The sequence below is a fragment of the Ellagibacter sp. genome, assembly GCF_048412355.1.
GTDB lineage: Bacteria > Actinomycetota > Coriobacteriia > Coriobacteriales > Eggerthellaceae > Ellagibacter.
In genome coordinates this window covers 23313-29862 of sequence record NZ_DBFSAP010000041.1, presented here as the reverse complement: position 1 = coordinate 29862, position 6550 = coordinate 23313, and the positions used below count along the sequence as shown (strand labels likewise).

Here is a 6550-nt window from a genome sequence, read left to right as displayed (position 1 = left end):
GCGCAAGGGGAACTGCCTCGACAACGGCGCCACCGAGCAGGTCTTCGGCCACTTGAAAGACGAGTTCTTCAGGGGACGCAGCTGGCCCGACTTCGAGTCCTTCAAGGCGGACCTCGACGCCTACGTAATCCATTGGAACACCCGGAGACGCCAGGTTAAACTGAACGGACTGACCCCGGAGGAGTTCCGGAGCCAGTCCCGAGTGGCGTAGTCTTTATTTAATCCGTCCAAGTTTTGGGGCGCAGTTCATCACGAGAGGCGGCCCCGTTGTTATTCGAGGGGGGTAAGAGTCGCTTTCGGGGGCAGGGCGTGTCCCGCGCGCAGTTCCGCAGCGAAGCGAGGACTGTTTGAGCACGGGATATGCCCTGCGCCCGAAAGCGGGGGAGGGACGACCTCGCCTTCCCACACCCGAATGCCCCGTGTCCGAATGTCTCGCGCTGCCTCGCCTTCCCGTGCTTCGTCTTCTACCCGATGACCATGACGAGAATCGGGATCGTGATGATCGACAGCACGGTCGTGACGAAAGTGCCCTGAGCCATGGTGCGCGAGTCGCCGCCGTATTGGTAGCACAGCATCGTGCCGTTCGTAGCGACCGGCATCGCGCATAGCACCACCATGATGTCGATGAGCATCGGGTCGACCGGCACGAGGCGGAAGAGCGCCCACACGATGAGCGGCGAGACGATGAGGCGCGCGAGGGACGCGATCCACAAGCGCGGACCGCCGATGAGTTTGGAAACCGGCAGGTCGGCAAGCGACGAGCCGATGATCAGAAGCGCGCCCGGCGTGGTGAAGGAACCGAGCGTCTCGGCGGCGTCGCCGATGATGGGCACGCTGTGCACGTTCAATAGCGTGAGGACGATAGCGATCGCGCAGGCGATGTTTGCCGGGGTGAGGAAGGTCTTAAGCCCCATCTTCACCTTTGCGCCGCGGCCGGAGTCCTGAGCGATGAACCAAACGCCCATCGTGAACACGAGGAAGTTGAACGGCAAGTTGAAGATCGAGCCGTAAATCAGCGTCGAGGGTCCGAAGATGGCCGACAACACGGGGAACCCGATGAAGCCGACGTTGCCGAACGTGAGCATAAAGCGGAATACTCCCCTGTGCCCGTCGCGGACGCCGAGAAGCTTCGTGACGAGGAACGCGAGCGCGGTCATGATGACGAAGCTTACGATCGACAGCCCCATGGTGATGAGGATTTCGGTCGATCCGGGAAGCGAATCGGCGGTGAGCACCGAGCCCAAGATCATTGCCGGCAGCGCCGTATTCAAGATGAGTTTTGACAGGCCTTTGTCGATGGTCTTGTCCATGACGTGGGCTTTCTTCGCGATATATCCAATCGATATATCGAAGAACAAGATGACCATCGTGCCGAGAATGCTGAGAAATTCGCCGTCCATACCAGTTGTGCCTCCGTGCAGGTGATGTGCTTCTAGGAAAAGTGCCGCACGATAATAACGCCGCTCGCGCCGCCACAAGAAAAATATGCAGACCTGTTCGGTGGATGGAGTAAGCTGTGTCGGCTTAGTGAAGATGGACGTTTTTGGGACGCCCTCGGAAAGGAAGTGGGTGCTCGTGTCGATGAGGTTTTGGGTTCCGCTTTTGGGGATGACGCTTTCGACTTTCGTGTTCAACACGTCGGAGTTCATGCCCATCGGCCTGCTCACCGACATTGCCGCAGATTTCAACATGACCGAGTCGGCGGCGGGCATGCTCATCTCCGTGTACGCATGGGCGGTCATGATTTTGTCGCTGCCGCTTATGCTCTGCGTGACGAAGGTGTCGCCGAAGCGCCTGCTTCTCGGCGTGATCGTCCTGTTCGGCATCTGCCAGCTGCTCTCGGCGGCGTCGGTCAACTTCTGGATGCTTATGGCGGCGCGCATCGGAGTTGCTGCAGCTCATGCGGTATTTTGGTCGATTATCACACCGCTCGCGGTGCGCGTGGCGCCTTCCTCGAGGGCCTCGCTCGCGCTCTCCATGGTGGGCATGGGAACGTCGGTCGCCATGATCTTCGGTCTACCATGCGGGCGCATGCTCGGTCTTGCCATCGGGTGGCGTGCGATGTTTCTCACGGTGGGAATCGTGTCGTTCGCCATCGTTGCGTGCCTTGCGTTCGTGTTCCCCAAGCTCGACGCGGGGAAACCCTTCACGCTGGGGAAGCTGCCGAGCCTTCTGCGCACGCGCTCTCTTCTGAGCATGTATCTTGTCACCATCATTGTGATTACGGCGTACTTCACCGGCTACGGCTACATCGAGCCGTTCTTCCAGCAGGTCGCGGGTCTGCCCGACGATGCGATCACCTTTGCGCTCGTGCTTTTCGGCGCGGCAGGTTTGGTGGGCAGCCTGCTGTTCGCCCGTTTGGGGCATGTGACGCTCGCGACGTTTATCCGCTTCGCGTGCGCCGGCATCGCGGTGGCGCTTTTGCTGATGGCTCCCGCGGCTGCGGGCGGCGAGGTGTCGTCGTGTTTCGTGTGCGTGCTGTGGGGGCTTGCGGCGTCGCTGTTCAATGTGTCGTTCAACGCCGCTGTCATCAAGTGCGCGCCCGAGGGTGCAAGCTCGGTCGCTATGTCGATGTACTCGGGGCTCTACAATCTTGGCATCGGCACGGGAACATGGCTTGGCGGTGTGGTCACCGCGAATGCGGGGATCGGGCTTATCGGGTACGTTGGCGGCGTCCTTGCGCTGGTGGGGCTTGCCTACTGCTGCCTGCGCTTCGTGGGACTTCTGCGCCAGGTTCGCCATCCGTCGATCGGGTAGCTTCAGCCCGCGGCGGCGCCCCTGGTTGGGGGGCAGCTTCAACCTGCGGGGTTGCCCCTGGTCGCGGCGGCGTACCCCGTGCTCAAACAGTCCTCGCTGCGCTGCGGAACTGCGCGCGGGGCACGCCGCCACGCCCAGGGGCCCGCGGTTGGGGGCGCACGTTCGGGCAAGTGCTGCTGCGTGACAAGAACCCTCGAATCGTCTTATATGGTAGCGCCCCGACAACAGTTGTGCGGCGTCTTGCCTTCTTGGAGTATACTAGGCAACTGCGAATGAACTTCAAGGAGGGGAATATGAAGGACGGCCATGGCCGCGTAATCGATTACCTGCGTATATCGCTGACGGATCGCTGCAATTTCCGCTGCGTGTACTGCATGCCCGAAGAGGGAGTGCAGCAGCTCTCTCATTTCGATATCCTGCGAATCGAAGAGGTTGAGCAGGCGGTTCGTATCGCGACGACGATCGGCATTAAAAGTGTGCGCCTGACAGGCGGCGAACCGACGGTGCGCAAGGGTCTCGTCGACCTGGTGCGCAATATCGCCGCGATGCCCGAGATTGAAAATGTCTCGATGACCACGAACGGCGTGCTCTTGCCGCGCATGGCGGCCGATTTGAAGGCGGCGGGGCTTTCACGCGTGAACCTCTCGCTCGACACGCTCGACGCTGAGAAGTTCCACAAGATCACGCGTTGCGGATCGCTCGACGACGCGCTTCGCGGCATCGATGCGGCGCTCGAGTCGGGATTCAACCCCGTGAAAATCAATGCGGTCGCGCTCCGCTCGCTTGCGGACGGCTTCCTCGATTTCGCCAAGCTCTCGATCGACCGCCCGCTACACGTGCGTTTCATCGAGCACATGCCCATCGGCGATGTCTCTGAGGTCGACGGCATCAGCTGGGGCAAGGACGGTGTCATCTCCTGCGAGGAAGTGTTCAACATCATCAACGAGGGCGCCCGTGAACAGGGCATAGGCGAGCTCGTTCCGGCGGGGGAGGACAAGCCGATCGGCTGGGGTCCCGCAGAGTACTATCATTTCCCCGGCGCCGCGGGCACGGTGGGCTTCATCAGCCCGCTGTCGCGCCACTTCTGCAGCAAGTGCAACCGCCTGCGCCTGACGGCCGATGGCAAGCTGCGCCCGTGTTTGTTCTCCGATGAGGAATACGACCTGCGAACCGCGTTGCGCGAAGGCACCGAGGAAGACCAGCGCGCCGTGTTTCTGCAGGCCCTTGGTGCGAAGCCCGACGAGCACCATGACAAGGTGGGAACCGAGCGCGGCATGAGCCAAATCGGCGGCTAGGTTTTCCGAAGGCTGCGCGGCACTTCGGCGCCGTACGGCTTTCGCCAGCTTGCCATATCGTTTAGAATCACGGGCGTAACGGACGCTTTTCGAAAGGAATTCACCATGAGTGGCGATACTCATTTGACGCACATCGACGAGAAGGGCGACGTCCGCATGGTCGACGTGTCCCAGAAACCGGACACCGAGCGCGTTGCGGTCGCAGAGGGGTTCATCTCCATGCATCCCGAGACGCTTGCGCTTATCGTGGAAGGCAAGGCTGCGAAGGGCGACGTCTTGGCGTGTGCGCGCGTGGCGGGCGTGATGGCGGCAAAGCAGACGAGCACGCTCATTCCGATGTGCCATCCGCTGAACATCACAAAAGCCAAGGTGGAATGCACGCCGGTGCTCGAGGGCGAGCGCGAAGACGGCCGCGTGGGCATTCATGTCACCACGACGACGGGCGTTACCGGCAAGACTGGCATCGAGATGGAGGCCCTCACGGCGGCGAGCGTCGCGTGCCTCACCGTGTACGACATGTGCAAGGCGGTCGACCGCGGGATGGAAATCTCCGAGATTCGCCTGCTCAAGAAGGACGGCGGCAAGACGGGCCTGTGGCTTCGCGGGGAATCCGAATAGCCGGGGCGCACGCGGCGCCGACCGCTTAACTGAGTTGTTGACTGACGGGCCCGTCCGCGCCTTTCCGCGTGGTTCGAGCCCGTGTTTTTCGTCTGCGGGCGCTTGTCCGCCGATACGGACCTCGCGTCGTGGGGCCCACGCCTTTCTGCGAGCGTTCTCTGACTGATGCGTTTTGCTTTTCGAGTTGGCACCTTCCCGTGCGCGGGCGCTGCTTGCCTCTCTTCTTTTGCGTTCGGCTCGTTAACCTTTCTGCAACGGAAGACCCTTATGATTAAACGTTGCTGGCCCAGCCGTGTTGGCTTTGGTTGGCATCTCGAAGAATTGGCGGAAGGGGGCTCGTGCATAGCATCCTATTTATATGCCACGGCAATATCTGCAGGTCAACCATGGCACAATTTGTCGTGGAAGACATGGTGCGCAAAGCTCGTCTTGGAGGCAAGTTCTCGATTGACTCCGCGGCGACGAGTACCGAAGAAATTGGCGAGCTGCCTCATCCGGGCACGCTGAAAAAGCTTCGCGAACAGGGCATTTCCACGCATGCCCATCATGCGCGGCAGGTGCGGGCAAACGAATACGGCGAGTGGGACCTTTTCGTCTACATGGACAGGGAGAACCTGCACGGCCTCGAGTCTATCTTCGGCGGCGACCCGCAGAAGAAGTTCGTGCGTCTGCTCGACTTTCTTCCCGACGACAACCCCCGCCACGGTAAGGACGTGGCCGATCCGTGGTACACCGGCAATTTCGACGCGACCTATCGCGACATCGTCGCTGGGTGTCGCAGTTTGCTCTCGAAGTTGGAAGGCGAGCACTAGAAGCTGCGCCAGGAACGCAAGCATGCCGTCGTGATGCCTAGGCGGGCTTTGAGGTCCTTCTTGTTTCGGGTGGGTGATCGCCGTTGCGCCGGCAACAATTTTCTCTTCTGCAAATTGCGTGCGGGTGGGGCGTGGGGTATTTGTGTAGCTTGCCCTCTGTGCTAAACTATGCGGCTGGTATTTGCATTATCGGAAGGGACGTATATGTCAGGTCACTCAAAATGGGCTACAACGAAGCACCGCAAGGCTGCTCAGGACGCTAAGCGCTCTGCTTTGTTCTCCAAGCTTTCCCGTAACATCACTGTTGCTGCGAAGGAAGGTGGCGACCCGAACCCCGAGAACAACGCGTCGCTCGCCGCTGCTATCGAAAAGGCGAAGGGCTACTCCCTGCCGAAGGACAAGATCAAGACCGCTATCGACAAGGCTTTCGGTTCCGGCAAGGACGCCGCGAACTACGAAACCGTTCAGTATGAAGGCTACGGCCCGGCTGGCGTCGCTATCTTTTGCGAGGCTCTGACCGACAACCGCAACCGCACCGCGGCCGACGTGCGCAGCGCGTTCACCCATGCGGGCGGCTCGCTCGGTACTTCCGGTTCCGTGTCGTTCCAGTTCGAGCGCAAGGGCCAGATCATGGTCGCCAAGGAAATTGAGACCGGCGACAAGAAGAACCCCATCGGCCCGAACGGTGCTGCCGCTGACGAGGACGAGTTCATGATGGCTGTCGCCGAGGCCGGCGGAGACGACTACGAGGATGCCGACGAGGAGTGGATCGTCTACACCTCGCCGTCCGACCTCATGTCCGTGAAGAAGGCTATTGAGGAGCAGGGTGTTCAGGTGAAGGGCGCCGAGCTCACCATGATTCCGTCCACGCCGACCGAGGTGTCCGTGGCGGACGCCAAGAAGGTCATGCGCCTCATCGATCGCCTCGAAGAGCTGGAGGACCTCCAGAACGTCTATCACACGATGGACATCACCGACGAGATCGCCGAGGCTTTGGAAGAAGAATAGTCCTGTGGACTATTCTTTCCCCATCTAGGCGCCCGAGCGGGCGCGCCCTGCTCGCGCGAA

General features: G+C 60.9%; 7 protein-coding genes. 6 read left to right on the top strand and 1 reads right to left on the bottom strand.

The genetic code is table 11. The features are described 5' to 3' along the window. The coding region (locus ACMRQN_RS05855) for an IS3 family transposase (RefSeq protein WP_418734198.1) at positions 1 to 211 on the top strand (211 nt) is incomplete at its 5' end. 253 nt (positions 212 to 464) lie between these two features. Here ACMRQN_RS05855 and ACMRQN_RS05850 read toward each other — a convergent pair. Next, complete coding sequence (locus ACMRQN_RS05850) at positions 465 to 1400, bottom strand: AEC family transporter (protein WP_418734197.1); 936 nt, start codon at positions 1398 to 1400, stop codon at positions 465 to 467. Between the two features lie 181 nt (positions 1401 to 1581). On the opposite strand from ACMRQN_RS05850, the gene ACMRQN_RS05845 reads away from it, so the two are divergent. The 5 genes from ACMRQN_RS05845 to ACMRQN_RS05825 all read left to right on the top strand — a co-directional run bounded on the left by ACMRQN_RS05845 (position 1582) and on the right by ACMRQN_RS05825 (position 6490). Further along, a complete protein-coding gene (locus ACMRQN_RS05845; RefSeq protein ID WP_418734200.1) occupies positions 1582 to 2757 on the top strand; it encodes an MFS transporter in 1176 nt (391 codons plus the stop codon). Positions 2758 to 3050: 293 nt separating this feature from the next. Next, positions 3051 to 4052: a GTP 3',8-cyclase MoaA gene (gene moaA, locus ACMRQN_RS05840; RefSeq protein ID WP_418734196.1), complete on the top strand. Its 1002-nt coding sequence runs from the start codon at positions 3051 to 3053 to the stop codon at positions 4050 to 4052. Between the two features lie 105 nt (positions 4053 to 4157). Then, on the top strand, positions 4158 to 4670 hold the full coding sequence (gene moaC, locus ACMRQN_RS05835) for a cyclic pyranopterin monophosphate synthase MoaC (RefSeq protein ID WP_297149500.1): 513 nt from the start codon (positions 4158 to 4160) through the stop codon (positions 4668 to 4670). 338 nt (positions 4671 to 5008) lie between these two features. After that, positions 5009 to 5482, top strand: coding sequence for a low molecular weight protein-tyrosine-phosphatase (locus ACMRQN_RS05830; protein ID WP_418734195.1), 474 nt, complete (start codon positions 5009 to 5011; stop codon positions 5480 to 5482). A gap of 204 nt (positions 5483 to 5686) precedes the next feature. Next, positions 5687 to 6490, top strand: a complete 804-nt coding sequence (locus ACMRQN_RS05825; protein ID WP_158049602.1) for a YebC/PmpR family DNA-binding transcriptional regulator — start codon at positions 5687 to 5689, stop codon at positions 6488 to 6490. The last annotated feature ends 60 nt before the right edge of the window (positions 6491 to 6550 follow it).